The organism is Acutalibacter sp. LFL-21 (assembly GCF_025630755.1).
In the GTDB taxonomy this organism is placed as follows: Bacteria; Bacillota; Clostridia; order Oscillospirales; family Acutalibacteraceae; genus Acutalibacter; species Acutalibacter stercoravium.
On record NZ_JAOTNT010000005.1, the window covers coordinates 170,039 to 195,532 of the forward strand.

Below are 25,494 nucleotides of genomic sequence, written 5' to 3' on the forward strand. Positions count from 1 at the left end.
CCGGGGCCTGAAAAGGCGCTGCCGGCGGCCCTTTCTGTAATAAGACAATCGGAAAGGAGCAATTTGCATGGCAAACAAAGTAGAAGTGACCTATAACCCCCAGCTGGGCTATTTGAAGACGGTGTTCACCCACCCCTTCGACTTCCTGACGGAGGTCCAGAGCTATTCCCAGGAGCAGAACGCCCTGGAGCTGGTGGCGGGCACCTATCAGAAAAAGACCGCGCGGGTGCGCGTTGACTTGCTCACCGAGACGGCGTTCCGGTTCCGCATGTACCCGTATGAGGAGAAGGTGTTTGAAAACGCCGTGTTCCCCCTGGAGGGCCGGCAGGCCTATTCCCTGGAGGACAAGGGGGAGTGCCTGTCCCTCTCTACCGGCCGCATGGAGCTGCGGCTGCAAAAGCGGCCCTGGCAGCTCTCCGTGCTGCTGGACGGCAAGCCCCTCACCCACGAGAACGTGTGCGACTCCAACGTGGACAACATGTGCAAGTACCTGCCCATCGGCTTTGACTGCGACGGGCAGGGCAACGTGGTGAAGGTGCGGGAGACCATGTACATGTACTCGGACGAAAACTTCTACGGCTTCGGAGAGAAGTTCACCGGCTTTAATAAGCGGGGGCAGGTCATCCACTGCCGCCAGAGCGACGCCCTTTCCACCAACACGGAGCGCTCTTACCAGAACATCCCCTACTTTATGAGCAGCCGGGGGTACTCCATCCTGCTGAACACCTACACAGACAACGTCTGCGACATGGGCGTGGGCTCCGGCGTCTCCTACGGCATGGAGGTGGCGGACAAGATGCTGGACTATGTGATGTTCTGCGACCGGGATTACAAGGGCCTGCTGGAGGGCTACACCGCCCTCACCGGCCGCTCCCCCATGATCCCCAAGTGGGCCTTTGGCCTGTGGATGTCCAAGTGCAGCTACCGCACCCAGGAAGAGGTGGAGACCGTAGCCCGCACCCTGCGGGAGAAGAAGATCCCCGCGGACGTCATCCATATCGACGGCTGGCAGAAGATGAGCAATTCCGGCGTGTGGGAGTGGGACTTGGAGCGTTTCCCCAATCCCCAGGGCATGATCCAAACCCTGAAGGACCTGCACTTCCATCTCAGCTTGTGGATGTGGCCCTACATCCGGGTGGGCGCGGACAGCTATGAGTTCGCCAAGGAAAAGGGCTATCTGGTGATGAACGAGAAAGGGGAGGTGGCCACCTTCCACTCCGCCGCTACCAATGATTTCTACTTCGCCGCCTTTGATTTCACCAACCCTGAAATGGTGGAGTGGTACAAGGGCCTGGTAAAGAACGTGGTCAAGGATGGCGTGGGTGTCATCAAGACGGACTTCTCTGAGGCACTGCCCCTGGACGCCGTCTATCACGACGGCTCCAACGGCCTGCAGGGCCACAACAAGCTGCCCCTGCTCTACGCCAAGACCATCTACGAGGCCTGCGCCGAGGTGAAGCTGCCCGCCGGGGAGCGGCCCATGCTGTGGGGCCGCAGCGGCTACGCAGGCAGCCAGAATTACCCGGGCAACTGGGCGGGAGATTCCTCCACCCATGAGAACAACTTGGCCTGCGTGCTGCGCAGCGGCCTGTCCATCGGCCTTTCCGGCGTGCCCTTCTGGGGCCACGATATCGGCGGCTTCTACAACACGGACAGCGATGGATATGAGTGCCCGCCCACCGAGCAGCAGTATGTCCGCAGCGCCCAGTTCGGCCTGCTCAGCCCCTTGAGCCGCTGCCACGGCAAGACCCCCCGGGAGCCCTGGAACTTCAGCGAAAGGGCCCAGGAGATCTTCGGCGCCTACGACCGGCTCCGTTACCGCCTGGCCCCCTACCTCTATTCCACGGCCATTCAGGCCCACAACACCGGCCTGCCCATGCTGCGGGCTCTGCTGCTGGAATTCCCCGACGACTTTACGGTGCAGAACGTGGGGATGGAATACATGTTGGGCGAAAGCCTGCTGGTGGCCCCCATCTTCGACCAGGATGACCTGCGGGTCTACCTTCCCCAGGGACAGTGGGCCTGCCTGCGCACAGGGGAGTTCACCTCCGGCGGGCGTTGGGTGCGGCCGGAGAACACCCTGGAGAATATCCCCGTTTACCTGCGGGAGAACACGGCCGTCCCCATGCGCAGCGAGGACGTCCTCTGGAGCGAGGAGAAAAACTATGAGGACCTCACCGTCCTGCTGAACATCTCCGGCTGTGTGGACCAGACCTTCTATGATGATGGGGTGGAGTACCACTTCCGCGCCGTGCTGCAGGGAGAGCGGGCCTTGGTGGAGACCAATCTGCCGGTGAAGGCCCTGAAGATCTATGCGCAGTCCCCCATTACCGGCGCTGTCCTCAACGGGAAGGCCCTTTCCGTACAGAAGGTTTCGCCGGCCATCACCGTGGCGTGCGCGGAAAAGGGCTGATGTGTCTCAGAATGTAATAAAAATTACAAACCCGAAACTATCTGTGGATATTTTATGAATATTATGAACAGAAGGTAAATTCCACAATATAGGGAAAGTAATAAATCTTATAGAGACATTTTTCGGTTCTGGCTATAATCATATCAAAGAGGTCGGACCGCTTTTGTGCAAATAGCTGTAGCCGCCCGGCCAACTCTAAAACGAAAGGATGTAAGACCATGAAGAAAAGGCTTTTAGCGATCGCCTGTGCTGCCGCAATGGTAGTGACAATGTTCGCCGGCTGTAATGGGGGCGGAGAGTCCTCCACCAGCAGCGCTGCCCAGGAGAGCAGCGGCGCCACCTCCTCCGCTGCGGAAGATAGCAGCGCCGCGGGAGAGAGCAGCACCGCGGAAGAGAGCAGTGAAGCTGCCGGCGGTGAGCTGTCCGTTTCCGGCGATGTGGAGATCGAGTTCTTCCAGCAGAAGCGCGAGGCCGTGGATTCCTTCCAGGCTGTGATCGACGCTTTTATGGAGCAGAACCCCAACATCACCGTCACCCAGAACGTGGTGCCCGACGCCTCTACGGTCCTGATGACCCGGGCGGCCTCCAATGACATCCCCGACGTGATGATGCACTGGCCCACCGATTCCCAGTTTGTTCAGTTCGCCCAGCAGGGCCGCGTCAAGGCTCTGGATGACACCCAGGCCCTTGGAAACGTGATGGAGAACTACCTGGATGCCGTGAAGTTTGAGGACGGCCACTACTACTGCATCCCCTTCTCCGGCAACTTCATGGGCGTCTTCTACGACGTGGACAAGTTTGAAGAGGCTGGTTATGAAATCCCCACCACTTGGGACGAGCTGATCACCATTGCCGAGGATATCAAGAGCAAGGGCGAAGTGGCCTTTGTGTTCCCCGACAAGGACGCCTGGACCCTGTCCCAGCTGCAAAGCAACATTTTGGGCAAAGATCGGGCCGACAGCTCTGAGTTCTACGATCAGATGGATGCCGGCGAGACCACCTTCCAGGACGACGAGCTGACTGTCCAGTCCTGGGAGAAGATCCTCCAGCTCCACGAGTACTCTCAGGGCGACACCCTTTCCCTGGGCTATGACCAGGCTATCAGCGATTTCGCCACCGGCACCGGTTACATGTTCCCCCAGGGCTCTTGGGCCGCTCCCTCCATCGAGGCTGCCAACCCCGACAAGAACTTTGACATGTTCCCCATGCCCAACGACAGCGGCGACATCCAGCAGCCTCTGGGCCTGGATACCGGCCTGTGCCTGGGTGTGAACGAGCATGGCGAGGACGCCGCCATTGCTTCTGAGATGTTCCTGAACTTCATCTCCAGCGCTGAAGGCGCTCAGATCTACGCCGACCTGGATCACTCCCCCTCCTGCATCGAGGGCGTGGAGGCCGATATCCCCCAGGGCACCGGTGTTGTGGAGATCCTGGACGAGAAGGGCGTTCTGAGCATGGAAGTCCTGCCCGCCGGCTTTGAGGAGACCAAGCGCTCCAAGATCCAGCAGGTCCTGATCGACGGCGACATCACCAGCCTGTTGACCACTATGACAGAAGATTACATGGCCGCTGTGGAGTCTGAGGCTGCGCAGTCCGCTGAGTAAGCGATTGTAAGCAAGCGTTTTCCAAAACGAAAGTGAGTGACCCTGTTTCAGTCGGTAAGACTCGGAAGACCTCCGAGTCTTACCGGCCAATTGGGGCCAAATATCCCGATTGAACCCGCGTAACCCCGAAATCTTTTGAGGAGGTGCAAGGAAATATGTCGAGGCTTCCCTCTCCGGGCGGCACCTCTGGCAACAACGGCATGAAGCGAAAGAATGCCGTTATGGTGGCGTTCACTCTTCCGGTTTTCCTGCTGTACATCTTTTTCTTCGTTGTGGTCATGGTTCTGGGTGTCTATTACAGTATGACCAACTGGACCGGCATTGCCACAACCTACAAGTTCATCGGCCTGCAAAACTATGTCACGGTGCTGCAAGATACGCGTTTCTGGCAGGCCATCTGGTTCAACATCCGCTACACCATCATGCTGGATATCGGTGTGATCTTGATTTCCCTGCTCATCGCTTTGGCGCTGAACAACCTGAAGGGCAAGACTAGCACCTTGTTCCGCTCCGTCTTTTTCATCCCCGCCGTGCTCAGCCTGGTTACAGTGGGTCTGATTTGGAACGAGCTGTTCCTGCGGGCGTTCCCCCCCATTGGGGAGGCCCTGGGCATCGAATGGCTGAGCAAGAGCATTCTTGGCAGCCCCAGCACCGCCATTTTTGGCATCCTGATCGTGAACCTGTGGCAGGGCTGCGCAACGCCCACTGTGCTGCTGCTGGCGGGCCTGCAGAGCGTTCCTGCCGATCTGTACGAGGCGGCCACCATCGACGGGGCCAATGCCTGGCAGAAATTTAAAAACATCACGGTCCCCTTCCTGATCCCCATTGTCACCATGCTGGTGATTACCACCACCAAGGGCGGCCTGACCATTTTCGATTACATCCAGGCGATGACCGCCGGAGGCCCCGCCCAGGCAACCGAGGCTATCGGCGTGTTGATCTACCGTCACGCTATGAGCGAGGGCAAGTTTGCGCAGTCCGTGGCAGAGTCCATGTGCTTGTTTGTAATCGTTGCCATCGTCTCCTTCCTGACGATCAAGATCTCCAGTAAAAAAGAGGTAGGTGATGACGCGTGAAGCTATCAGCAGGCGGTAAGGCCCTTAAAATTGTTTCCTATGCGTTCCTTATCATCGGCGCAATTATTATCCTGTTCCCCTTCTACGTCACCATCATCACAGCGATGAAGACGCAGCAGCAGTCGGCAGAGAGCTTTTTCTCCTTCCCTACCAGCTTCTACCTGGAGAACTTTAAGTCTGTGTTCCAAAAGGCGGGTTACTTCAACTACTTTAAGAACTCCGCCGTGATCACCGTGGTCTCTGTGCTGTTCATTTTCCTGCTGCACCCCATGGCCGCTTACGCGATCTCCCGCAACTTCTACAAGAAGTACTTTAAGACCGTGTATTATGTGTGCCTGTGCGGGATTTTCGTCCCCTTCCAGGTCATCATGATCCCTCTGGTCAAGTACCTGGGCAACCTGCACCTGAACAACCAGTTTGGCCTGATCATTATGTGCGTCACCATGTCGGCATCCCAGTCCATCTTTTTGCTGACAAACTACATCCGCTCCGTGCCCGCAGACTTGGAAGAGGCGGCCTCTATTGACGGCTGCACCACTTTTGGGGCATACTGGCGTGTGGTGGTCCCGCTGATCAAGCCCATGACCATGACCATTTTGGTGCTGAATGTTCTGTGGGTTTGGAACGACTTCCAGATGCCCTTGATTATCCTCAACCAGGATTCCAGCACCTGGACGCTCCCCCTGTTCCAGTACAACTTCAAATCTCAGTACACTTACGATTACAACATGGCGTTTGCCTCCTACCTAATCGCCATGGTACCGGTGATGATTGCCTATATCTGCGCCCAGAAATACATCGTTGCCGGTTTGACCCAGGGCGCGGTCAAGAGCTGAGTTTCGCTGTTTTCATGCCGGTTTTCGATCATATGCCATAACACAACACAGAGGGGCTTCCTTCATGCAAATGAAGGGAGTTCCCCTTTGTTGTTATTTTCTTTTTTTGCCGGGCTTTTTGAGAAGGCCCGGAATTCAGGCAAAACCACAGATTAGGGAGACTGAATGGATGAGGCGTTTTTTTCAAAGCATATCACTTCGGAGTAAAATTTTGTTGGGAAACCTGATGCTGCTGATCCTGCTGCTGTTCCCCAGCTTGTTCGTTTACAGCGACTCGGTGGGCAAGGCGCTGGATTCCAACATCCAGTATATGGAGCAGCTTAACAACCAGGCCAACTTGAATGTGAACCTGTTGTTCTCCCCTCTGGACCGCGTCAATTTCATCCATTATTCCGACGGGGAACTGCGCCGCATTTTGCTGGCGGACGCCTCAGAGAAGAGCTCCATCGAGCGATTTGAGGACGACACCTACCTGCGCAACGCGCTCAACCACGCCTTCCGCAACGACAGCTTTGTAGTCCGGGGCGGCATTGTCAACCAGTATGGCGACGCCTATTGCAGCGTTGTGGCGGATACGGAGGAGTATGGCGAGTATGTGGAGGGTATCCTGGAGGAGATCTCCTGGGAAGAGGACCCCTATGAAGCCTATTTCACCGGCGTCCATGAGGAAGTGATCCAGCAGTCTTCCAAGCATGTGGTTACCATGGTGCAGCGCCTGTACTATTTCGGCACCTATGTGGGCACCCTCTGTGTGGATGTGAGCTATACGCGCATCACGTCCCAGTTTGACAGTACCTACACGGAGGACTCCATCAGCTTCCTCTGTGTGCTGGGGGAGGATGGGAGCCTTCTGTACAATTCCTCCTACAGCGGCTTGAGCACCAGCGTGCTGGGGGAAGAGGGGAACCTGGCCTGCCTGCGGGAGAAATCGGGAGAGCTGCTTTCGGGCGCCGGCTCCCGGGAGATCTCCATTGAGGGAAGCCGTTACCTCCTTACGGCTGTGCGCAACGGGAAAACAGGCTGGGTGCTGGTGCAGTATGCCCCCCTGGACACGCTGAACCAGGTGGTTTTCCAGGGAATTCAGAACCTGATTGTGGTCTTCGCGGTGGTGCTGGTGCTGGCGGTGCTGTTCAGCATCTTCATGTCCCGGCAGATCATCAAGCCTCTGCAGCGGATGATTGCCGGCATGCGCCTGACAGGGGAGGGGCACTTGGACCCCGTGAGCATCCCAAAGCACATGCGCAAGACGGAGGTCGGTGCCCTGATGGAGTATTACAACACCATGGTCCACCGCATCAACCAGGGGATAGACACCACCCTGCTTTACGAGCTGAACAACAAACGGATGGAGCTGAAAATGCTCCAGTACCAGATCAATCCCCATTTCCTATACAACACCCTGAACACCATCAGCGCCTTGGCCGAGATTGAGAACGTGCCCCAGATCATGGAGATCACGGATAACCTCTCCCAGCTGCTGCGCTACAACGTGATGGAGAACAGCGTGGTCCCAGTGGCAGATGAGATCCACTTTGCCCGCAATTACCTGCAGATCCAAAACGTCCGGTTCCCCGGGCGGTTTCAAACGGAGATCCGGATTCCCCCCGATGTGGAGGAATGCTACATGCTCAAGTTCCTGCTGCAGCCGGTGGTGGAAAACTGCTTTTCCCACGGCCTGTGCGATAAACGCACCGGCGCCCAGGTGTGCATTACTGGCAGGCGGGAGGGGGAAGAGCTGTTCCTCTCCGTTTATGACAACGGCGTGGGCATGCAGCCCGAGGAGTGCGCGGAATGGAACCGGCGCCTGCAGGAGGGGGAAGACCGCACGCAGGCCAATGACAGCATTGGCCTGGTCAACGTGAACGCCCGTATCCGCTCCTTCTACGGAGGGGCCTACGGCGTCCGGCTGGAGAGCAGCCCCGGAGAGTTCACCCGGGTGACGCTGCACCTTCGGGCCCTGGAGAAAAGGCAGGACCTCTTGGACCGGGAAGAGCCCAAGGGGCTTCTATAAATAATTATCAAAAGGAGAATGGTATGCGTGTACTGGTTGCAGACGACGAATATTACGCCCGCAAAGCGATCTTGAAAATATTGGCGGAACTGGATGTGGAGGTAGCCGCCGACATGGAGACCGGCCAGGAGGTCATCGACTATCTGGAGCGGGACCCTCAAATTGACGCGGTGATCACAGACATCCGCATGCCAGAGGTCAATGGCCTGCAGGTGGCCGAATATGTCAGCCGCGTTCATCCTGAGGTAGCGGTGCTGATTGTGACAGGCTATGCGGATTTCAATTACGCCCAGCAGGCGTTGCGCTATGGCGTCAAAGATTACATCACCAAGCCCATTCGCCGAGAGACCATCAAAAAGGCATTGGATAACGTCTCTTTAGCCCAGCTGCGGAAGGAGACCGCCCACCAGGCCTATGGGCGCGAGACCGACCTGGAGTTTTCCATGGAGCAGCTCTCTGTCAAAGAGCTGGCCCAAAATCCAGATTTGCAGCGGACGTTTATGAAGCGTTCCCTGCAGTATATGGGCGCCCGGGAGTACCGGATCCTTTTGCTGCAAACCGACCCAGAGGCCTCTCCCGAGCAGCGGGAGTGCATCCGCTCCTGGCTGCAGCTGGAATCTGGCACCCGGGAGTGCCAGGTGTTTTTCTTCCAAAATGCCCAAGAGTATGTGCTGCTGGCCTTTTTCCAGAACCCCGAGACCAGTCTTTACAGCTTGAAGGATTGTGCCAAGCGCATCCTGCGTAAGCTCCCAGAGCTGGGCGGACTGCAGGGAAGCGCTGCCATTGGGCGCTCTCACCGGGGAGTGGGGGAGCTGTACAGCGCGTACAAAGAGGCGGTGTACGCCATCAACCAGCGGCTGTTGAAGGGGTGGGGAAGGGCCTTCGTGTATGAGACGGAAAAGAACCGCTCCTCAGTTTCCTTTCCCAATGAGGAGTCCGCGCTGGAAGATGCCCTGAAGCGCATGGACTTCGAGGACTCCCGCAAGGTGATCGGGAACATCCTCAACGACCCCCGCCTGCGGGAACAGGGGAACAGCTACGATTTGTACGAGCAGGTTGTCCACATCCTGGGGGTGTTCATGCGCTACTATGACCGCCTTTCGTCGGATCAAGGCGGTGATGACAGCGTCCGGCTGCTGTTTTCCCAGCGGTATGACCTGTACAACTTCAAGCACATGGATGAGCTGGAGGCCTACCTGTTGAGCATTGTCCAGGGAATTTGCTGCCAGGCCAAGCGGGAGAGCGACGGGGACGACATTATCCGCAGCATCATCGACTACATAGACCGCAGTTATCAGTATGACATTACGCTGCAGGAGCTGGCGGAGAAAAAGTACTTTATGAACGCCTCGTACCTGAGCCGCCTGTTCAAGGCCAAGTGCGGCAAGACGTTTTCCAAATACCTGATAGAATACCGCTTGGAGAAATCTCGGGAGCTGTTGGAGAAGACCATCCTCAAGGTCAGCGATATTGCCGCCCATGTGGGCTACAACGACGTATCGCACTACATCCAGTCTTTCCGCAAGGTCTATGGCGTCACGCCGGAACAGTACCGGAACAGCCTGGAAAGGCCGGAAAAGTAAGGCGGCGGGGCAGGGCGGAAGAGGGCCCCGCTGTGAAAGGGAAAAGGGTTTGCTGTTTTGCAGGTGCAGAATGGCAGGCCCTGTTTTTATGGGCTGAAAGGGCGGCCCGGAATGCGTGCCCTGGGAAAGCAAGAGGGTGAGAACACGCTGAGGCGGGGAAAATAACAAAAAATTTACAAAAAATCAAAAAAAGCTTGACATTTTGTGGGGCGAAGGCTATAATGGCCGCAAAGAAACAAATTTAGTAAATTTGTTTCTCAAAAGGGGGGAGGAAATGTGAACATCCGGGAAATCGCCCAGCTGGCAGGCGTTTCTATCTCTACGGTTTCCAAGGTGCTGAACCGGAAGGACCAGGCCATCAGTGAGGAAACCCGGCGCAAGGTTTTGGCCGTGATGAAGGAAAACCACTACCAGCCCTACGTTGTTTCCCGCTTCTATGGGAGCTCGCATTCCTTTCTGATTGGGGCTGTGCTCTGCAAGCGCCCGGGAATCGAGCGCTTTTTAGAGACACTGATGGAAGCGGCCGCCCAGCAGGGGTACTCTGTTCTGGCCCGCTTTGCCCAGTCCCCCGAAGAGGAAAAAGAGGCGTTGGAGGTCCTGCGGGGCTACCCTTTGGATGGGCTGGTGCTCTGCCGCGGGATGGAATTTGAAGAGGAGCCGGATTTAGAATCGCTGGGGGTTCCCACCTGCATCCTCCAGTTGACGCGGGGAAAAACCTCCCCCTACCCGGGGATTGATTTGGAGCAGACCGGCTGGAAAGCTGCTCAGGCGCTGGCAGAGCGGAAGCACAGGAACTTTTTCTGTGTGGTGCACGGGGATTCTCAGGAGGAAAAGACCTTTGTGGAGGGCGTGCAGAAATACCTTTCCCAAAGCAGGCCTTCCTTACCCCTTCCCTTTGTCTGCCGGTATGAGAAGATGGGACTTCCCACAAACCTGCTGTTGGAAAACACAGCGGCGCTTTGCTACGATACCGGCCTGGCAGAGAAAGTGTATGAGGAAGCGCTTCGGAAAAACCGGCGGATTCCCAAATACTTGTCCGTGCTGAGCCTGGAGTGGGGAAGAGCCCAAGGCTTTCTCCCCAAGCTGGCCACCGTGGGACTGCCTTTTGAAACCATGGCGGAAAAGGCCTGCCAAGAAGTGGTGCGGAAAATTGAGAACCCCTCCGCGCCGGCGGTGGACTGGTCCCCTGCGGAATTTTCCCTTCAAGAGGGGGAAAGCCTGGGGCTGCCCCTCAGTGAACAGGGGCAAAAGGTTGTAGTGGTTGGATCTATCAACATGGATACCACCATTGCCCTGTCTGATTTTCCCCGTGTGGGGCAGACCTCCATTTCCAACTCCCGGGTGATCTCCCCAGGAGGGAAAGGGCTGAACCAGGCGGTTGCAGTGGCCAAGCTGGAGGGAACCGCCGTCTTGATAGGCAAGGTGGGAAAGGATTATGAGGGAAGCAAGGTGTGGGATCACCTGCAGCAAAACCGGGTGGGCGTGGAGTATGTGCGCAGAACCTCCCGGGATTCCACAGGGAATGCCTACATCTGTGTGCAGCAGGACGGCGAAAGCGGGATCATGGTCTATAAAGGCGCCAATGCCATGCTGACCTCAGAGGAGCTGATCGAGAGCAAAGATGCCTTCGATCGTGCGGAATATTGTTTGCTTTCAACGGAGTTGGATAACGAAGCGATAGAAACAGCGGCCCAGCTGGCTTGGGAAAGAGAGGTGAAAATTGTAATCAAGCCGGCCGCTCTGGACCGGATCAGTGACGAACTGCTGGAGAGAACCTTTATCTTCCTGCCAAATTCCAAAGAGAGCGCCCGCCTTTGCCCAGGGGAGTCCCAGGTGGAGCAGCAGGCGGAAGCCTTCTTGAAAAGAGGCGCAAAACATGTCATTGTCACGCTGGGCCATGAGGGCTGCTATTGGACCGATGGAAAGAATTCCCAAAGGTTTCCCGCGGCGGATTTTGAAACGGTGGATACCACGGGTGCGGCAGATGCATTTGCGGCCGCGTTGGTTGTCTGCCTGACCAAGGGGCTGGATATGCGGGAGGCGATCCATCGCGCTACGGTGGCAGCGGGTTTCTCCACCACAAAGTGGGGGGTGACCGACGCCATGATCGACTGGGACACACTGGAGTTCTTGTGTTCCGCAAAAAATACACTTCGTCAATTTAGGAGGTAAATGACATGAAAAGATTTTTGGCAATGTTTTTAGCAGTTGCCCTTCTTTCCACCCTGCTTTTCGGGTGCTCCAGCGGGAGCTCTCAGAGCAGCAGTGCGGGAGGAAACACCGAGTCGGGTGAAGCGTCCGGGACGAGCGCGGAGGAGGCCTCCTCCAGTGGTAACGGGGAGCCCGTTACCATTCAAGTTGCTGTCAGCGGAAGTGCCCAGGAGTTGGACATCCACCAGCAGAAGTTCGACCTGTACACGGAAGAGCATCCCAACGTGACCATCGAGCCGGTGGATATTGGCACCGAGCGTTTCCAGAAGCTGATGACCCTGATCGGCTCCGGCACAGCCCCGGATATCATCTATATCAACGAGTGGTGCTATTCGTTGGCCTACCGGGACGTGCTGATGGCTTTGGATTCTTTCATCGAGGCGGATGAGGACTTTGACCTGTCCTACTACCCCGAGTCCCTGCTGGTGCCCCTGCGCTATGAGGACCAGCTGTACGCCCTGCCCCAGGAAGTTTCCCCTTATGTCATGTACTATAATAAGGACATGTTTGAGGCCGCTGGCTTGGACTTGCCCACTGACGATTGGACGATGGATGATTTTTACGCTGCTGCCAAAGCTTTAACTAACCCTGATGAAAATGTCTATGGTTATCGTCATCCCGGCGCATGGGCTGACCAGATTTTGAATTGGTTTAGCCTTTCTGGCGTTGAGTTCGATACCAGTGGTACAGAAGTAAAGGGTTTGGATACCCCTGAGGCACTGAGTGCTCTAGAATTTCTGTACAACCTGGTAGTGGTGGATAAGCTCTCCCCTAACCCTGCGGCTTTGACGGCTATGGGCAAGAGTGCAGACGCCATGTTCCGCAACCAGTCAGTAGCCATGGAAGCTTCTGGGCTTTGGACCCTCCCCACCTATAAGGCAGATCCCTTGTCCTTTGAATGGGATGTCGTGCGCATGCCTCAGGGTGAAACTCGTAAAGTGAAAGCTGGTATCCTGAACTGGGGTATCTCCGCTGACACGAAGAACCCCGACGCCGTTTGGGATTTGCTGAAATTCCTGGCTGGCCCCGAGGGGATGCGTATTGTAGCCGAGAGCAACATGGCTCTTCCTGCCAGTACGGATGAGGATGCAAACCAAATTGTTCTCGATACTCATTTCCCTGAAAATGTTAAAGCCTTTGTGGACTCTGTGCCCGATGTGGATATGACCGACCAGCTGTCCATTTACCGCACAGAGGTCAACACCAAGCTGCAGGAGCTGGTGGACAAAATGCTGATCGGTGAGAGCACCCCGGAAGAGACCCAGCAGGCGCTCATCAAAGAGATCAACGCCATTCTGGCCGGATGATGCTGCCAGATATCCTGTAGGATGAGAGAGCGTGGGGAACTTTTCACTTGTGTAGAAGTTCCCCCTTCTTTTTAAGATGGAAGCCGGGCAAGGCTTGGACTATTTGGGATTGAGGTGATCTGAAAAATGGCGGCGCAGACCTCTGCAAAAAAGAGGAAGCCCATTGGGGCCAACGAGACCTTTTGGGGTTATATATTTCTTCTGCCGGTAATTCTTGGCTTTATCGTGTTTACAATCTTCCCTGTTGTCATGTCCTTTTATTACAGCCTGACGGACTACGACGGGGTGACGCCTCCCAAATTTATTGGGATACAGAACTACATCGACCTGTTCACCAACGGGGACTTTGGCGAGGCCCTGTGGCACACAGTTTACTTTACCATCGGCACAGTGCCCCTGGGGACCATTCTGGCCATTCTGGTGGCTGTGCTTCTAAACCAGAAAATCAGGGGACTGAATTTGTACAAGACCGCTTTTTTCATTCCGGTTATTGTCTCCTACACCTCCATTGCCATGGTGTGGCAGTGGCTGTATAACGACGATTTCGGCTTGATCAACTCCGGTTTGAACTCCATTGGCCTTCCCAGTGTCCCCTGGCTGACCAGCAGCGCCTGGGCCATGCCCTCGGTCATCATTATGAGCATCTGGAAAAGCCTGGGCTTTAACTCGGTGATCCTGCTGGCGGGCGTCCAGGGCGTTTCCCCGGCGATCTATGAGGCGGCGGATATTGATGGGGCCAACGTGGTGCAGAAGTTCTTCCGCATCACCCTGCCCATGCTCAAGCCCACCGTCATGTTTGTCATGATTATCAGCATGATCAACTCCTTCCAGGCGTTCGACCAAATCTACATCATGACCAAGGGCGGCCCGGGCACAGCCACGCAGGTGGTGAGCTACCTGGTGTACATGAACGCTTTCCAGTACTTTAAGCAGGGCTATGCTTCTGCCATGGCCTATATCCTGTTCATCATTATTTTCGTGGCCAGCATTATCCAGCTGAAGGTCAGCGAAAAGAACAGCCTGTGAGAGGAGGGGACAAGAATGGAACAAACCGCAGTACGCAAAGGTAAGGGGAAAAAGATCGCCTTCCGCACGCTCACCCATGTGGTGCTGATCCTCTGCTCCCTCACCATGCTGATCCCATTTTTGTGGATGATTTCCAGCTCCCTAAAGAACATGGACGAGCTGTTTGCTGTGCCTCCCTATTGGATTCCTAAGGATGTTGCTTGGGAAAACTATGTGTATATGTTCGAACAGGCTCCTTGGGTTACCTATTTTGTCAACACAGCTGTTATCACAGTAGTAACTATCTTAGGCCAGCTGATAACCTGCTCTTTGGCGGCCTATGCTTTTGCTAGATTAAGGTTTAAAGGAAGAAACTTAATTTTTATTATCTACCTGGGCACGATGATGATTCCCTTCCAGGTGGTGATGATCCCTCAGTTCCAGATTATCAAAGTGCTGGGCTTGATCGACAACATCTGGTCCCTGATTGTCATTGGCATTTTTAATGCCTTTGGCACCTTCCTTCTGCGGCAGTTCTTCTTAACGCTGCCCCGAGAGCTGGAAGAGGCGGCCATGATTGACGGCTGCAGCTATCCGCGCATCTTTTGGGAGATCATCATTAAGAATTCCAAGCCCGCTCTGATGACGCTGGTCATCTTTACCTTTATGAACACCTGGAACGATTTCCTGCGGCCGCTGATCTTTTTGAACAGCCAGGAAAACTGGACCCTTTCCATGGGCCTGGCAAAGTTCCAGGGGACGTATGTGACCCAGTGGAATCAGATGATGGCCGGGGCTCTCATCACCATGCTGCCCATCTTGGTGGTGTACATCTTCGCCCAGAAGTACTTTGTGCAGGGCATTGTGATGAGCGGTATTAAAGATTGATTTTCTGAAAGGAGAGACAACTGTGAAACTGCCAGAAAATTACATGGAACGCGTCTATTCCGGCTGGCTGGGAAAGGTCATCGGCATCCGGCTGGGAGCCGCTGTGGAGGGCTGGTCCTACGAGCGCATCCAAAACGTGTTTGGAGAGCTGTGGGAGTATCCCGCCCAGTACAAAAACTTCGCCGCGGATGATGACAGCAACGGACCCATGTTCTTCATCCGCTCTCTGGAGGACTGCAAGGACCTGCAGAGCTTTTCCGCCCAGGATGTGGCCGATGCCCTGTTGAACTACGCCCCCTATGAGCACGGATTTTTCTGGTGGGGCGGCTATGGTGTCTCCACCGAGCATACGGCTTATCTGAACCTGCGCAACGGCATTCCCGCGCCCCGCAGCGGCAGTGTGGAGCAGAACGGCTCCACCATGGCGGAGCAGATCGGCGGGCAAATCTTCATCGACCCCTGGGGCCTGGTATCCCCCGGCAACCCAGAGCAGGCGGCCCGCTTGGCGGAAAAAGCCGCCAGCGTCACCCACGGCGGCAACGGCGTGTGGGGCGGCGTCTATGTGGCCTGCGCCATCAGCCTGGCCTTTGTGGAGCCCAACCTGGAATCCGTCCTGGAAAAGGCCTTGCACTACATCCCCCAGGACTGCGAATACGCCCGGGTGGTCCGTGCCGTCACCGCCTTCTACCGGGAGCATCCGGACAATTGGCGGGAGTGCTTCCAGTATGTCCACGACAACTTCGGTTATGACAAATATCCCGGCAACTGCCATATCATCCCCAATGCCGCGGTAATGATCCTCTCCATGCTCTATGGCGGCGGGGACTTTGCCAAGACCCTGTGCATCTGCAACATGTGCGGCTGGGATACGGACTGCAACGTGGGCAATGTGGGCTGCATCATGGGTGTGCATTGCGGCCTGGAAGGCATCGACTATGACAAGTGGCGGGCGCCCATCAACGATTTCCTGGCCTGCTCCAGCGCGGTGCCCTCTCTCAATGCCATGGACGTGCCCTATGGGGCTGCCTACTTTGCCAAGATGGCCTACCGCTTGGCGGGGGAGACCCCCCCTGCGCCCTGGGACAAGCTGCTGGGAGAGGGCCTGGAGAGCTGCCATTTCGAGTTCCCCGGCAGCACCCACGCTATCCGCAGCCGGGGCGATGCCCTGTGCCACATCCGCAATACGGAGGAGCAGGCCCATACGGGGAGCCGCTCCCTGAAGGTCACCGCCGCCGGCCTGGGGGCCGGGGAAGAGGCCTTCTTCTACAAGCAGACCTATTACAGCGCGGAGGACTTCAGCGACTCCCGCTATGACCCCTTCTTCGCGCCCCTGGTGTACCCCGGCCAGACCCTGCACCTCAGTGTGCTGCCCCAGCCCTGCGGGAACTTGGATGCCTTTGCCCGGCTCTATGCCAAAAACGGCGCCACCGGAGAAGTGTTCCGCGGGGAAAAGGTCCCGGCGGATGGGCAGTGGCATGAGCTGGCCCTCCCCATTCCCGCAGGCCAGGAAGGGTATATCCAAGAGGTGGGCGTCATCCTCTGCGGCACCTCCAGCGGCTTCGGGCAGGGGGACCTGTGCGCGTACCTGGATGACCTGTATGTGGACGGCGCACCGGATTACTGCCTGGACTTCTCCCGCATGGAGATGAATTGCTGGACCGGCCTCCACCAGGACGTTCCCCAGTTTGGGCGGCTGAAGGGCCACACCTATCTGGAGGGGCCCTGGCTCAGCCTTTCCTGCGCCGACTTTGGGGAGATGTATACGGGCCATCACTTGTGGGAAGATTACAGCCTTTCCTGCACGCTGCGGCCTGTCACAGGCCAGGTACACCTGCTGCAGGCCCGGGTGCAGGGAGCTATGCGCAGCTATGCCGCAGGCTTCTATGGCTCGGGAAAAGCAGCCCTTCTGAAGAACCAGAACGGCTATCAGGTGGCGGAAGAGGCCAGCTTCCCCTGGGAGGCTGGCAAGGAGTACCGTTTAACCCTCTCCGTGAAGGGGAACACCGTCACGCTGGCGGTGGATGGCAGCAAGCTTCTGGAGTGGGAGGACCCCCAGCCCCTGGAGCATGGCTGCGCGGGTGTGGCCGTGCAGCGGGGCAGCCACTGCCTGTATAAGGATTGGAAGATAAGGAGCTGCGAGGAATTATGAAAAAGCTGCTGGTCATCGGAAGCCTGAACATGGATTTCGTCACCAACGTGCCCCATCCCCTGGCAGTGGGAGAGACGATGCTTGCCCAAGATCTGCGGCTGGTCCCCGGGGGAAAGGGAGCAAACCAGGCCTATGCCATGGGCAGGCTGAGAGGCTGCGCCGCCATGCTGGGCGCTGTAGGGGCCGACCTTCACGGCCAGCGGCTCAAGCAGAACCTGAGCAAGGTGGGGGTGGATGTGTCCGCCTTGAAGGAATCGCAGGAACAGCCCACCGGCATGGCGGTCATCACCGTGCTGCCCCATGGGGACAACAGCATCCTGGTGCTGCCAGGGGCTAACAGCCAAGTGACCCCCGCGTATGTCCAACAGCACCTGGACCTGCTGGAGGCCTGCGACTATGTGGTCTTCCAGCTGGAGATTCCCCTGGAAACCGTGGTGTACGCCGCAAAAGAGGCGTCCCGCCTGGGGAAAAAGGTCATTCTGGACCCCGCACCCGCGGTGCCCGGCCTGCCAGAGGAACTGCTGCAAAGCCTGTACATCATCAAGCCCAATGAGACAGAGCTATCCATCCTGACAGGCCGGCCCCATGACCCGGCCCGCCTGCGGGAGGACGCCCTTTCCCTGCAGGCCCGTGGAGTGAAAAACGTGTTGGTCACCTTGGGCGGGGCGGGTTCCTACCTGCTGCGAGAGGATGGAACAGAGGCCCGCATCCCCGCGGACAGCACGGTAAAGGTGGTGGATACCACGGCAGCCGGGGATAGCTATATGGGCGCCCTGGCGGTGGCCCTCTCCCAGGGGAAAGACCTGGAAGAGGCGGCCCGCTTTGCCTCCCGCGTGTCGGACATTGTGGTGTCCCGGCCGGGGGCGCAGACCTCCATCCCCTCTCTGGAGGAGTTGGAAGAAAGCGCCGCCCCATAAACGAAAAGCAACGGAAAAGCTCCCTCAGGGTTGTGTCCTGGGGAGCTTTTTTGTGCGTGTATCTCAAAAAGTCATGGTTTTCATATGATTTATTGAAAAAATTGCGGATGAAACTATTGAAAGAGAGGCGATGGCGTAGTAGAATAAAATTAGAATTTTTTAAATGGGAGGTATAAGGTTCCAATGAACGAATTTTCCATGACGAAGACATCCCCCATTGTTTCCACCCCCAAGGGGAAGCTGCGGGGCTTCCATTACAACGGTGTGGACCACTTCTTTGGCATCCGCTACGCCAAAGCCAAGCGTTTTCAAATGCCTGAGCCCGTCCCCGCCTGGGAAGGCGTGCGGGATGCGGGCAGTTACGGTATGATTTGCCCTGTGCTCTATGAGCCCCGGCCCACCGGAGAGGTGATGATCCCCCACCGGTTCTGGCCCTCTTCCGAGCACTGCCAGTATTTGAACATCTGGACCTCCAGCTGTGACCCCAGCGCCAAGAAGCCGGTGCTGTTCTGGATTCACGGCGGCGGCTTTTCCTCTGGCTCTTCCATCGAGCAGGTCTGCTACGACGGCTTTAATATGGCCAAGCTAGATGACGTGGTGGTGGTCACGGTAAACCACCGCCTGAACGCCTTTGGCTATCTGGATCTTTCCGATTTTGGGGAGAAATACAAGAACTCTGTGAACGTGGGCATGGCCGACCTGGTAGAGGCTCTCCGCTGGGTGCGGGACAACATCGCCTGCTTTGGCGGAGACCCGGACAATGTGACCATCTTCGGCCAGTCCGGCGGCGGCATGAAGGTGACCGTGCTGGGACAGATCCCCGAGGCAGAGGGCCTGTTCCACAAGATGATCGTCATGTCCGGCGTGGTGAAAGATGACTTTGTCTCCACCTGTACCCCCAAAGAGCTGGTTCTGGAGGTTTTGAAGAACCTGCGCATTGAGGAAAAAGATGTGGAGAAGCTGGAAAAGGTGCCGGTGCCCCAGTTTATCTGGGCGGTGAACCAGGCTACAAAGGCTTTGGAAGCCCAGGGAAAGCAGATCAACTGGTCCCCCATGCCCAACGAGTACTATACCAGTGATCCCCTCCATGGCGGTTTCAGCCCCGCTTCGCTGAAGATTCCCACCATGGTGGGCACCGTCATTGCGGAGTTTGGCGAAGTGCAGGATTACGGCGAGCGGTCTCAGCTCCCTGTGGAAGAGCAGGAGCGCCTGGTGAAGGAGTACTATGGGGAAGAGGGCGGCCAGAAGATTTTGGACGCGTTCCGCAAGGTCTACCCCAATACGCCGGTCATCTACTCCACGGACCTGGAGAACTTCTTCCTGGCGGATACGGTGGAGTATGTGAAGAAGAAGGCTGCGGAGGCCAGCGCTCCCGTCTACAATTACATGTTCGCCAAGATCTTCGATTACGACGGCGGCCGGGCAGCTTGGCACTGCGCGGATATCCCCTATTTCTTCCACAACGCACAGCTCATCCCCATTTGCCACCAGCCGGGCTGGGAAGAGCTGGAGCGGGTCATGTGCGGGGCCTTTGTGAACTTCGCCAAGACCGGTGACCCCAATGTGGAGGGGCTGCCCCGCTGGGAGCCCTGCAAGGATGGCAAAATGCTGACCATGGTTTTCGACAACACCTGCTATGTCAATGAAAATATGCAGGATGAGCTGCTGCCCTTGGTGCAGCAGTACAAGCCCCGGTTCCAGTTCCAAGGGGCCACGCCTGAGGACGAGGACGGCGAGTCCGGCAACGCCTGGGTGTTCTAAGCACGCCTGATGACACAGTGAAAAGCGGCCCGTTCCCCCTAATCCAGGGGACGGGCCGCTTTTTTATGCTTTTCCAGGGCTCAGGAGAGCTCCTGCAGCCCCATGATGTCATCTACGGGCAGCGAAAAGAGAACGCCCCGGCAGTCGGTTTTCAGGCCGGCCTCCCGGTTGATAGCCTGCATCACCGGCAGCTTTTGGGCTGTGGGCACAAGAATGGCCACAATCTCCTTTTCCGGCTGCAGGGTGAAGCCCAGCATATTCTGTACGTCCTCATAGCCCACACGGCGGGCATAAATAACCGTGCCGCCCCGGGCCCCGGCGCTGCGGGCGGCCTCCATCACTTGGTCGGAGCTGCCCCGGTTGACAATGGTCAGCACCAGCTGATAGGGGTGGCCGGTTTTCTTGGCTTCTTCCATAGCAGGTTCCTCCTTTTCATATTCCGGCTTTAAAAGCACTTGGGGAATTTGGGCGCTGATGCCAGAGAGGGGGATGGTGAACAGAATGCCCCTGCCCGGGGTGGATAAGTCCAGCACCCGGTGTACTTCGGGCAGCAGGGGCGGAATGCGGCTGGCGGGGGCCAGCGTCCAAACCAGCTCCTTGGCGGTTTCGTCCAGGCCGAAGTAGTTTAAAATCTTCGAGCTGGCTGTGCCTGCGCCCAGGCAGGCAAAGTCAAAGTGAAGGTGGTGAGAGCGGTACAGGTCCACAGCCTTGGTGCCCTTGCCCCGGTCCACAATGGTGATAATCAGTTTAAAATGTTCCACAGGCAGCCTCCTTATACGTCGTCGAACTCGATGATGTCCTCAGAGGACATGGTGGAGGCCTCGTCCTCGGTGACCTCCACGGTACGGCGCAGCTTCCATTGATAGACGGCGCCCAGGCATTGAATGGTGACCAGGGGCGTCATGGCCACCATGGCCACAATGCCGAAAGCGTCTGTCAGCACATTGCCGCCCAGGGCGCTGCAGGCGCCCATGGAGAAGGGCAGCAGGAAGGTGGCCGTCATCGGGCCGCTGGCCACACCGCCGGAGTCAAAGGCGATGGCCGTAAAAATCTTGGGGACCTTGCGGGAGAGGAGCAGGGCAATGGCATAGCCCGGCACCAGAAACCACAGAATGGAAATGCCCGTAAGCACGCGGGTCATGGCCAATCCCACAGAGAGGGCCACGCCGATGGAGAGGCTCAGATTCATGGCGCGCTGGGGAATGGCGCCGCCGGTGACCTCTTCCACCTGTTTGTTCAGCACATGGACCGCGGGCTCTGCCGCCACAATAAAGTAGCCCACTACCATGCCGATGGGAATGAGCACCCAGTTGTAGGGCAGCTCCGCAATCGTGCTTCCCAAGTAGTTGCCCGCAGGCATAAAGCCCACATTCACGCCGGTGAGGAACAGCACCAGCCCCACATAGGTGTAGGCAACACCCACCAAAAGGCGGATGAGGGCGTCTTTTTTCAAGTGAAGGGAAAAAATCTGGAAAAGCGCAAAGAAAACCACCACCGGCAGCAGGCCCAGCGCCACCTCGCTCATATATTCCGGGAAGCCCTCCAGAAACTGCATCCCGGCCTCCCGGGTGGTGAAGGTGTCGGTTACCGTAAAGGGCGTGTAAGAGATCTCTGTGCCGCTGAGGCAGAGCCCCATGATGAGCACCGCCAGAATGGGGCCAATGCTGCACAAAGCCACCATGCCAAAGCTGCTGTCCTCTGCCTGCCTGCCGCTGCTGTGGGCAGAAGCCACGCCAATACCCAGGGCCATGATAAAGGGCACAGTGATGGGCCCTGTGGTGACGCCGCCGGCATCAAAGGCCACGGCTAAAAACTCCTTGGGGACAAAAAGGGCCAGAAGAAAGACAAGAATGTAGAACGCCATCAGCAGGCTGTTAAGGGAGAATTTCTCCTTTAGGGTGTTTATCACCGAGATCACCAGAAACACGCCCACCCCCGCGGCCACGGTGAGGATGATGACCATGTCGGGCACAGCGGGCACTTGGTTTGCCAGCACCTGCAGGTCCGGCTCTGCCATGGTGATGAAGGCGCCAATCAAGAAGACAATGGGAAGAATGGGCCAGATAGAGCGCTTCCCCATCCGGACCACCTCGCCGCCTACGCCGTCTCCCATAGGCATCATCGCCATATCGGCGCCCAGAGAGAACAGCCCCATGCCCACAATGAGCAGAATGGCCCCCAGCAGGAACATCACCAGGGTGCCCACCGGCATTTCAGGAGCCAGGGTAAAGCTCAACAACAGCACAATGGCTGTGATGGGCATGACGGAGGATAAAGATTCCAAAGTTTTTGCTTTTAGATTTTTGCGCATCGCTACACTTCGCTTTCATAGGATTTTGCCCCGCTGACCCGGGGGATTGTAAAGTTAGGACGTATTCTCAGGGAGGGAAAATGCCCGCGCGCAAGGGCCCGCAGTCTCTATATAATATAAGTATACCAGAAAAATCCCTCCATGACCAGAAAAGCAGGAGGAAGATCTGCTTTTTCTCCCCCACCCCCCACTCTTTCAGGGAGGCGCCGCTGTGCACAGTCCGAAAAGTAGGACGGTCAATGAAAAAAGGCGCCGGGAAAAATCCCCAGCGCCTTTGCTGTTCTGCCTTCAAATGGTTCTGTTACAGTTCCTGGCGGCCTTCCATGGCCCGCTGCAATGTCACTTCATCGGCGTATTCCAGGTCGCCGCCCACGGGAATGCCGTAGGCAAGCCGGGTCACTTTAATGCCCAGCGGTTTGAGCAGCCGGGAAAGGTACATGGCAGTGGCCTCCCCCTCTACCGTGGGGTTGGTGGCCATGATGACCTCTTCCACATGGCTGTCCATGCGGGCCAACAGCTCCTTGATTTTCAGCTGGTCCGGCCCCACCCCGGAAAGGGGGGAAATGGCCCCGTGCAGCACATGGTACAGGCCGTTGTACTCCCCGGCCCTCTCCAAAGCGAACACGTCCTTGGGCTCCTCCACCACACAGATCAGGCTCTTGTCCCGGCTGTCGCTGCGGCACACAGGGCACAGCTCTTGGTCGGTCAGGTTGCAGCAGACCTTGCAGGTGTGAATCTCCTCATGGGCCTGCAAAATGGCTTGGGCAAAGCCCTGGGCCTCCTCCTTGCTCATGTCCAGCACATAATAGGCCAAACGCTGGGCAGACTTGTGCCCAATGCCAGGCAGGCTTTCAAACCGTTCCACCAGCACCTCCAGGGGAGGTACATGATACCCGCCGGCCATCTCAGAAGAGCCCCGGAATGTTCATCCCGCCGGAGATGGCGGTCATACGCTCCTCTTTTTCCTGGGCAGCGGCCCGCAGGGCCTCGTTGATGGCGGCGGTCACCAGGTCGCCCAGCATCTCCGCGTCCTCCGGGTCGATGACCTCGGGCTTGATCTCCACGGATTTCACTTCCATCTTGCCGGTGACGGTGGCTTTCACCGCGTCGCCGCCAGAGGTGGCCGAGTATTCTTTTTCCTCCAGCTCGTTGGAGACAGCTTCCATTTGCTCCTGCATTTTCTGGGCCTGGCGGGCCAGCTGCTGCAGATTGGAGGCGCCGCCTCCGCCGTAGCCCTGGGGCAGTCTTGCTTTCATATTCCGATCTTCCTTTCCGGCGTAATGCCGCTGTGTTTTTCTGGTATATAGGGACCCCTTTTCAATGGCTCAAAAGGGGATCTCCGCGTCTGTTAAGGGCGGGGGCCCCTCCTCTTCGGGCTCCGCAGCAGAGGGCTGCTGTGAAGCCTCAATCCGCAGGTCCACGCCCTGCTCCTGCGCACGGCGTTCCAGCTCGGCCAGGGGGTCGGCCCCGCCTTCTTGGGCGTCCTCCGCGCTGCGGCGGTAAGGGCCCAGGCGGTACACCCGGCCCGTCACCTGACGGATGGCTTCCCGCATCCTATCCCGCTGTTCCGGCCGCTTGAGCAGCTCGAAAGCCAGCTCCGGGGCGTCGATGAGCATGTACTCCCCGTTTACATAAGCCGCGGACCCGGCAAAGGCCATGGCCACGCTCTTGGTATCCCCGCGGATGCGCTGCAGGATCTCCGGCCAATCCCGGAACCGCTGGGCTCCCGCCGAGAGGGCGGCCACATCTACCGGGGACCGCTTGCGGGGCGTGGAAGGCCTCTCCTGCTTGGGCGGCGGGGCGGGCTCCGGCTCCCGGGGACCCTGGTCTTTCATGGGGGCAGGCTGTGCCGGGGGCGCCGCTTCAGGAGCGGGGGCCGGAGAGACGGCTTCTTCCCGCGCAGGGGGCGCCGGGCGCTCCGCCGGCGTTACCGCCGGGGCTGGCGCCTCTTGTGGGGGAGAGGGGGTCGCCACCCGCCGGGGCGCCCCGTTCTCCAAGGCCTCTAAGCGGCGGAGAAGGGCCTCGGGCGTGGTGTCCAGCTCAGGGCTGCACAGCCGCACGAAAGCCATCTCCAGCTCTGCCCGCTGGTTGGCATAGCGCATTCGGTGCAGGGTTTCCTCAAAGGTGTCCAGCCCGTGGAGGATGGTGGAAAGGCTTAGGGTCAGCGCCTGCCCGGTCATCACCTCCAGCTCCTGGGGGGAGCACAGCACCAGCCGGGAGGCGTCCTTCATGGTTTTAATGAGCATCAGCCCCCGAAAGTACTCCGCCAGCTCCTGGCACAGCCGGGTCATATCCTTGGACTCCCGGTGCAGGCTGTCCAGAGTCTCCAGGGCGTGGGCAGCGTTCTGCCCCACAATGTCCTGGGCCAGGGCGGCCAGGTAGTCCCGGGCCGCCACCCCAGCCGTCTGGTTGACCACCTCCAGGGTCACATGCCTGTCCCGCCCCAAACACTGGTCCAGCAGGGAGAGGGCGTCCCGCATGGCCCCATCGGCGATCCGGGCGATGAGCAGGGCCGCGTCGTGGTCCAGCTGAGAGCTCTCCTTCTCCGCCACCTCTTCCAGCCGCCCGGCGATGTCCTCAGGGGCAATGCGCTTGAAGTCGAACCGCTGGCACCGGGAAAGAATGGTGGGCAGCAGCTTGTGGACCTCTGTGGTGGCCAAAATAAAGATGACGTGGGCAGGGGGCTCCTCCAGGGTCTTTAGCAGGGCGTTGAAGGCCGAGGGGGAGAGCATGTGGACCTCGTCGATGATGTACACCCGGTATTTTGCCGTGGCCGGGGTGAAGTTGGATTCCTCGATGAGGGAACGGATGTTGTCCACGCCGTTGTTGCTGGCGGCGTCGATCTCCACCACGTCCAAAATGGACCCCTCTTCCAACCCCTTGCAGATCTCGCACTGGCCGCAGGGGTCGCCGTCCTTGGGGTGCAGGCAGTTGACCGCCCGGGCCAGGATCTTGGCGCAGGTGGTCTTGCCCGTCCCCCGAGAGCCGGTGAACAGGTAGGCGTGGGCAATGCGCCCCCGCATCACCTCGTTTTGCAGGGTGAGGGTCACTTGGGGCTGACCCACCACGTCGGAAAAGAATTGGGGCCGGTATTTCCGGTAGAGCACCTTGTACATGGGGCAGCCTCCTTTCCCTGAAAAAAGCTCCGTATAAAACACAGGGCAGAAGCCCGGTGCCATATGGGAACGGACAGGCGACCTGCATCGCCCGGGAACATCCGCTTAATGCTGCTCGGTTCCCCGCCTGACATGGTTCGCGGCGTCCCGCCGCGCAGACCTGCCCGCTCCCATATAATACCGTGTTCCACCCTTGAAAAAGCTGTGGCCGCAAAACACGCGCCTTGTAACGAAAAGCGGCTTGCGCCGCGCCCGTTTTTTTATTATACCAGAACCTGTTCAAAAAAACAAGAGGAAGCCGCACAG

At 57.8% G+C, this 25,494-nt stretch carries 18 protein-coding genes and 1 other RNA gene; 13 read left to right on the forward strand and 6 right to left on the reverse strand.

What is annotated here, in order from left to right; all coding sequences use genetic code 11:
- The first annotated feature begins 67 nt into the window (after positions 1-67).
- The 13 genes from ODJ80_RS07880 (at position 68) to ODJ80_RS07945 (ending at position 19,761) form a co-directional block, all read left to right on the forward strand.
- Entirely contained in the window at positions 68-2,413 is a 2,346-nt protein-coding gene (locus ODJ80_RS07880) for a glycoside hydrolase family 31 protein (protein WP_263041654.1), read from the forward strand.
- Positions 2,414-2,631: 218 nt separating this feature from the next.
- Entirely contained in the window at positions 2,632-4,017 is a 1,386-nt protein-coding gene (locus ODJ80_RS07885) for an ABC transporter substrate-binding protein (protein WP_263041655.1), read from the forward strand.
- A gap of 155 nt (positions 4,018-4,172) precedes the next feature.
- The gene (locus tag ODJ80_RS07890; protein ID WP_263041656.1) at positions 4,173-5,093 is read left to right on the forward strand and encodes a carbohydrate ABC transporter permease; all 921 of its coding nucleotides are present in this window, start codon (positions 4,173-4,175) and stop codon (positions 5,091-5,093) included.
- Entirely contained in the window at positions 5,090-5,929 is an 840-nt protein-coding gene (locus ODJ80_RS07895; RefSeq protein ID WP_263041657.1) for a carbohydrate ABC transporter permease, read from the forward strand. The genes ODJ80_RS07890 and ODJ80_RS07895 overlap by 4 nt, the downstream gene beginning before the upstream one ends.
- Before the next feature lie 214 nt (positions 5,930-6,143).
- Positions 6,144-7,940 carry a sensor histidine kinase gene (locus ODJ80_RS07900; protein WP_263041658.1) on the forward strand — a complete coding sequence of 599 codons (1,797 nt, stop codon included), beginning with the start codon at positions 6,144-6,146 and terminating at the stop codon, positions 7,938-7,940.
- 23 nt (positions 7,941-7,963) lie between these two features.
- On the forward strand, positions 7,964-9,523 hold the full coding sequence (locus tag ODJ80_RS07905) for a response regulator (protein WP_263041659.1): 1,560 nt from the start codon (positions 7,964-7,966) through the stop codon (positions 9,521-9,523).
- Positions 9,524-9,799: 276 nt separating this feature from the next.
- Complete coding sequence (locus ODJ80_RS07915) at positions 9,800-11,695, forward strand: PfkB family carbohydrate kinase (protein ID WP_317619884.1); 1,896 nt, start codon at positions 9,800-9,802, stop codon at positions 11,693-11,695.
- 5 nt (positions 11,696-11,700) lie between these two features.
- Positions 11,701-13,041 carry an ABC transporter substrate-binding protein gene (locus ODJ80_RS07920; protein ID WP_178865025.1) on the forward strand — a complete coding sequence of 447 codons (1,341 nt, stop codon included), beginning with the start codon at positions 11,701-11,703 and terminating at the stop codon, positions 13,039-13,041.
- A gap of 126 nt (positions 13,042-13,167) precedes the next feature.
- Positions 13,168-14,067: a carbohydrate ABC transporter permease gene (locus tag ODJ80_RS07925; RefSeq protein ID WP_178865026.1), complete on the forward strand. Its 900-nt coding sequence runs from the start codon at positions 13,168-13,170 to the stop codon at positions 14,065-14,067.
- Positions 14,068-14,082: 15 nt separating this feature from the next.
- Complete coding sequence (locus ODJ80_RS07930) at positions 14,083-14,934, forward strand: carbohydrate ABC transporter permease (protein ID WP_263041660.1); 852 nt, start codon at positions 14,083-14,085, stop codon at positions 14,932-14,934.
- A 22-nt stretch (positions 14,935-14,956) separates the two neighbouring features.
- Complete coding sequence (locus tag ODJ80_RS07935) at positions 14,957-17,083, forward strand: ADP-ribosylglycohydrolase family protein (RefSeq protein ID WP_263041661.1); 2,127 nt, start codon at positions 14,957-14,959, stop codon at positions 17,081-17,083.
- The gene (rbsK, locus tag ODJ80_RS07940; RefSeq protein WP_263041662.1) at positions 17,080-18,000 is read left to right on the forward strand and encodes a ribokinase; all 921 of its coding nucleotides are present in this window, start codon (positions 17,080-17,082) and stop codon (positions 17,998-18,000) included. Before ODJ80_RS07935 ends, rbsK begins: the two co-directional genes overlap by 4 nt.
- Before the next feature lie 183 nt (positions 18,001-18,183).
- Positions 18,184-19,761 (forward strand): carboxylesterase/lipase family protein, encoded by a 1,578-nt coding sequence (locus ODJ80_RS07945; protein ID WP_263041663.1) that lies wholly within the window; start codon positions 18,184-18,186, stop codon positions 19,759-19,761.
- Positions 19,762-19,841: 80 nt separating this feature from the next.
- Here ODJ80_RS07945 and ODJ80_RS07950 read toward each other — a convergent pair whose 3' ends face one another.
- From ODJ80_RS07950 to ffs, 6 genes are all read right to left on the reverse strand, one after another.
- Positions 19,842-20,522, reverse strand: coding sequence for a transcriptional regulator (locus ODJ80_RS07950; protein ID WP_178865030.1), 681 nt, complete (start codon positions 20,520-20,522; stop codon positions 19,842-19,844).
- 11 nt (positions 20,523-20,533) lie between these two features.
- Entirely contained in the window at positions 20,534-22,072 is a 1,539-nt protein-coding gene (locus ODJ80_RS07955; RefSeq protein ID WP_263041664.1) for a DUF1538 domain-containing protein, read from the reverse strand.
- Between the two features lie 301 nt (positions 22,073-22,373).
- Positions 22,374-22,976, reverse strand: coding sequence for a recombination mediator RecR (recR, locus tag ODJ80_RS07960; RefSeq protein ID WP_178865032.1), 603 nt, complete (start codon positions 22,974-22,976; stop codon positions 22,374-22,376).
- A gap of 1 nt (position 22,977) precedes the next feature.
- Entirely contained in the window at positions 22,978-23,328 is a 351-nt protein-coding gene (locus tag ODJ80_RS07965) for a YbaB/EbfC family nucleoid-associated protein (protein ID WP_178865033.1), read from the reverse strand.
- Positions 23,329-23,397: 69 nt separating this feature from the next.
- Positions 23,398-25,188, reverse strand: a complete 1,791-nt coding sequence (gene dnaX, locus ODJ80_RS07970) for a DNA polymerase III subunit gamma/tau (RefSeq protein ID WP_263041665.1) — start codon at positions 25,186-25,188, stop codon at positions 23,398-23,400.
- A gap of 68 nt (positions 25,189-25,256) precedes the next feature.
- An RNA gene (ffs, locus tag ODJ80_RS07975) (signal recognition particle sRNA small type) lies at positions 25,257-25,354 on the reverse strand.
- Between the last annotated feature and the right edge of the window lie 140 nt (positions 25,355-25,494).

What these genes read in the sequence shown, in the direction of transcription:
- ODJ80_RS07880 (WP_263041654.1), top strand. Translation starts at nt 68, where the DNA reads ATGGCAAACAAAGTAGAAGTGACCTATAACCCCCAGCTGGGCTATTTG.
- ODJ80_RS07885 (WP_263041655.1), top strand. Translation starts at nt 2,632, where the DNA reads ATGAAGAAAAGGCTTTTAGCGATCGCCTGTGCTGCCGCAATGGTAGTG.
- ODJ80_RS07890 (WP_263041656.1), top strand. Translation starts at nt 4,173, where the DNA reads ATGTCGAGGCTTCCCTCTCCGGGCGGCACCTCTGGCAACAACGGCATG.
- ODJ80_RS07905 (WP_263041659.1), top strand. Translation starts at nt 7,964, where the DNA reads ATGCGTGTACTGGTTGCAGACGACGAATATTACGCCCGCAAAGCGATC.
- ODJ80_RS07920 (WP_178865025.1), top strand. Translation starts at nt 11,701, where the DNA reads ATGAAAAGATTTTTGGCAATGTTTTTAGCAGTTGCCCTTCTTTCCACC.
- ODJ80_RS07925 (WP_178865026.1), top strand. Translation starts at nt 13,168, where the DNA reads ATGGCGGCGCAGACCTCTGCAAAAAAGAGGAAGCCCATTGGGGCCAAC.
- ODJ80_RS07930 (WP_263041660.1), top strand. Translation starts at nt 14,083, where the DNA reads ATGGAACAAACCGCAGTACGCAAAGGTAAGGGGAAAAAGATCGCCTTC.
- rbsK (WP_263041662.1), top strand. Translation starts at nt 17,080, where the DNA reads ATGAAAAAGCTGCTGGTCATCGGAAGCCTGAACATGGATTTCGTCACC.
- ODJ80_RS07945 (WP_263041663.1), top strand. Translation starts at nt 18,184, where the DNA reads ATGAACGAATTTTCCATGACGAAGACATCCCCCATTGTTTCCACCCCC.
- ODJ80_RS07955 (WP_263041664.1), bottom strand. Translation starts at nt 22,072, where the DNA reads ATGCGCAAAAATCTAAAAGCAAAAACTTTGGAATCTTTATCCTCCGTC.
- recR (WP_178865032.1), bottom strand. Translation starts at nt 22,976, where the DNA reads ATGGCCGGCGGGTATCATGTACCTCCCCTGGAGGTGCTGGTGGAACGG.
- ODJ80_RS07965 (WP_178865033.1), bottom strand. Translation starts at nt 23,328, where the DNA reads ATGAAAGCAAGACTGCCCCAGGGCTACGGCGGAGGCGGCGCCTCCAAT.
- dnaX (WP_263041665.1), bottom strand. Translation starts at nt 25,188, where the DNA reads ATGTACAAGGTGCTCTACCGGAAATACCGGCCCCAATTCTTTTCCGAC.